The following is a 3,015-nucleotide window of genomic DNA, read 5'->3' as shown; positions in this document are numbered from 1 at the left end:
CTGAGTCTGTGACCGGGCGTGACGCGAAGGTATGGCATCGACGGCATGATGGTCGGCTGTGTCCGCACGTCTGCTGCATCTGATCTTCGTACGGGTACGTAACCGGCTTGTCCTGCTCGGCCGTTCATCAGCGTCCAAGGACTTGGAACTGTTGGTGTTACGACACGAGGTCGGTGACGGCACCAGCGTGCCGCCCGGGCGCCTCGTGGCCCTCTTGTGATCCTTCGTGTTGCCCAGGGGTGGTCTGCCTCGTCGGAGCCGGGATTCCACCGCAGGGAAGCGATAGGAATCTCTGCGACAGAGAAGCCGCAAAACGGGGAGCAGCGGTGAATGACATGGGTACCGCAGCAAATCCGACCGTGGTAAGCCTCACGGCCGCCCACACCCACCTGGATGCGTCCTACGACCTGTATTTCGTCGGACTCTCCTACGGCTTAGCGGCGCTCGGCTCCTTTGCGGCCCTGGCCAGCGCGACCCGGATCCGGGAGCACCACGGGGCCAAGCGGCTTGGCTGGGCGGCGGTGACGGCCCTGGCGCTGGGCGGCGGCGGGATCTGGTCGATGCATTTCGTCGGGATGGTCGCCTATCACATCGAGGTCCCCGTCAGCTTCGACCTCCGGATCACCCTGCTGTCGCTCGTCATCGCCGTCGCCGTCTCCGGGGTGGGAATCTGGGTGGTGGCCGCAGACCCGTTCAACACCGAAAGGCTCGTTCGCGGCGGCATCTTCGCAGGGCTGGGTATCGCGGCGATGCACTACACCGGGATGGCGGCGATGCGGACCGCCGGGGCGATCGACTACAACCCCAGCTTGGTGTTGATCTCTGTCGTCATCGCCACAGTGGCCGCCACCGTCGCCTTCTGGATCGCGTTCCACGTTGGCGGCATCATCCGGGTCCTCAGCGCATCCGCGGTCATGGCTGGCGCGGTATGCGGGATGCACTACACCGCGATGGCGGCAACCCGTGTCACGCCCGATCCGAGCCTGTACCCACAGGTCGGATGCGACCCGTTCACGCTGGGCATTCTCACCACGTTCGGGTCGACCATCGTGCTGATATTCATCATCGTCACCGCGCTCGGCGGTGTCACCAGCCCCGAGTTCCACGTCCACAGAATCTGGCAAGACAGGATCTTCGTCCCGTCTCCGAGGGGTGGCCCCGTCCCGGACGCCCCCGCCGCGACGGCCGCCCGCGACCCGGCGGATCACCTCGGTGAGACCGACATCGCCGCCCGAGACCGGCGCGAAAGCACCCTGCCACTGCGCACGCTCCCCCGGCAGCAGCCGGCGACACCACCGGTGATGCGCAGATAGCACCCACGGGACCGCGTGGGTGCCCGAAACTCGTCCGTGAGCCCTGAGCAGGGCTTCTGTCTCACCCGATGATCGATAGGACTTCCCCCGAAGGCGATCGGATACCTGTACCCTTGTTCGTCGTCCAGCCGTGCTCTGCCGGCCATCAGATGCTGTTGACCGCGACACCACCGGGTGAATGATCCTGGCCATGGCGGTTCGGCTGATCTACCTCGCCTTCTGTCGGCTGGTGGACTGGCTAGGGCTGGTGGCCCGCAGCTCGATCGGCGAAGGACGCCGAGATCCTCGTGCTCCGCCACGAACTCGCCGTGCTACGCCGCCAGGTGCCCCGGCCCCGGTTCTGCTGGGCCGACCGCGCCATCCTGGCCCGGCTGCTCCCGCGGACGTCCCGGCCGATCCTGTGGGGTGCCAGAACTCGGCCACCGACCTTGACCTGGGGTTTTAGGCGGCTCGTTCATATTCGTTGATCAAGCTGCCGAGGACAGGCTGGCGCTTGATCCGTTCCTGGCTCAGGTCTGCGACGGGACGGTCGGGCCATGGTGGTTGAAGGTCGCGGCCACGGTGGGGTCGTCGTCCGTTGTAGTGGGCCGCGTACTCGACCAGGACGGTACGCAGGTGCCTTTCACCGACGATCAGCATCCGGTCGGTAACCTCGGTCCGGACGGGAGGAATTGTCAAGACCTGTGGATGGTGATCGTTAGGCGGCTTGGGTGATGGGTGTGGTGGTGGGTCGTTCGACGAGCTGACCGGCTTCGAAGACGGCGCCGGCGCGGACGAGGGCGACGAGGTGGGGTGCGTTGACCGCCCGCCAGCGGGCCTGGGCGGCGTCGATGAGCTTGAACGCCATCGCCAGCCCGGCGGCCCGTGATCCGGGGCCTTTGGTGACGCGGGTGCGGTGACGCACGGTCGCGAACGTCGACTCGATCGGGTTCGTGGTCCGCAGGTGCACCCAGTGCTCGGCCGGATAGTCGTAGAACGCCAGCAGCACGTCCAGGTCGTCGATGACCTTCGCGACGGCCTTGGGGAACTTCGCCCCGTAGGCCGCGGTGAACGCCTTCGCCGCGGCGGTCGCGTGGGTCTTGTCCTCAGCGTTGTAGATCTCCGCGAGGTGCTTCTTCGCGCTGGGATGCGCCGACTTCGGCAGCGCGGACAGCACGTTCGCGGTCTTGTGGGCCCTGTGGGGTGCCAGAACTCGGCCTGTGGGGCTCCAGAACCCCGATTTGGGCGGTGACCTGCGTATTTGCCTGCCGGATGGGGCCTGCGTCAGGCAGGCTGGATGGTCATGGTGTGGTCGCTGCTCTACGCCCTGACACGCAACGCTCTCGGACTGATGCTGCTCCGAGTCCGTGGGGACACGACAAAGGACGTCGAACTCCTCGTCCTGCGACACCAGGTGGCAGTGTCACGACGGCAGGTGAACCGTCCGGCACTGGAACCGGCGGATCGGGTAAACCTCGCAGCCCTGTCCCGGCTGCTACCCCGAGCCCGCTGGGACGTCTTCTTCGTCACCCCGGCCACCGTGTTGCGCTGGCACCGTGACCTCCTCGCACGAAAATGGACCTACCCGCGGACGTCGCCCGGACGGCCACCGGTCCGCCGGGAGATCCGCGAGCTGGTCCTGCGCCTCGTGCAGGAGAACCCAACCTGGGGCCACCGCAGGATCCACGGCGAGCTCGTCGGACTGGGCTACCCGATCGGGGTC

The 3,015-nt window shown here is 66.8% G+C and carries 2 protein-coding genes and 3 pseudogenes; 3 read left to right on the top strand and 2 right to left on the bottom strand.

Annotation, left to right across the window (positions count from 1 at the left end; all coding sequences use genetic code 11):
• Positions 1 to 58: 58 nt before the first annotated feature.
• Together BBK14_RS38150 and BBK14_RS10415 are read left to right on the top strand one after the other, a co-directional pair.
• The gene (locus BBK14_RS38150; RefSeq protein WP_157904236.1) at positions 59 to 220 is read left to right on the top strand and encodes a hypothetical protein; all 162 of its coding nucleotides are present in this window, start codon (positions 59 to 61) and stop codon (positions 218 to 220) included.
• Positions 221 to 335: 115 nt separating this feature from the next.
• Positions 336 to 1,313: an MHYT domain-containing protein gene (locus tag BBK14_RS10415; RefSeq protein ID WP_071061415.1), complete on the top strand. Its 978-nt coding sequence runs from the start codon at positions 336 to 338 to the stop codon at positions 1,311 to 1,313.
• Between the two features lie 441 nt (positions 1,314 to 1,754).
• Here BBK14_RS10415 and BBK14_RS10410 read toward each other — a convergent pair.
• Positions 1,755 to 1,979: pseudogene (locus tag BBK14_RS10410) on the bottom strand (integrase core domain-containing protein); the annotation flags it as partial.
• A gap of 31 nt (positions 1,980 to 2,010) precedes the next feature.
• Positions 2,011 to 2,484 (bottom strand): annotated as a pseudogene (locus BBK14_RS10405) (transposase); the annotation flags it as partial.
• Between the two features lie 105 nt (positions 2,485 to 2,589).
• Here BBK14_RS10405 and BBK14_RS10400 point away from each other — a divergent pair.
• Positions 2,590 to 3,015, top strand: a pseudogene (locus tag BBK14_RS10400) (integrase); the annotation flags it as partial.

The sequence above is a fragment of the Parafrankia soli genome (assembly GCF_001854695.1).
Classification (GTDB): domain Bacteria; phylum Actinomycetota; class Actinomycetes; order Frankiales; family Frankiaceae; genus Parafrankia; species Parafrankia soli.
The sequence above is the reverse complement of the archived record's forward strand: the minus strand, read 5'-3'. Positions and strand labels throughout refer to the sequence as shown.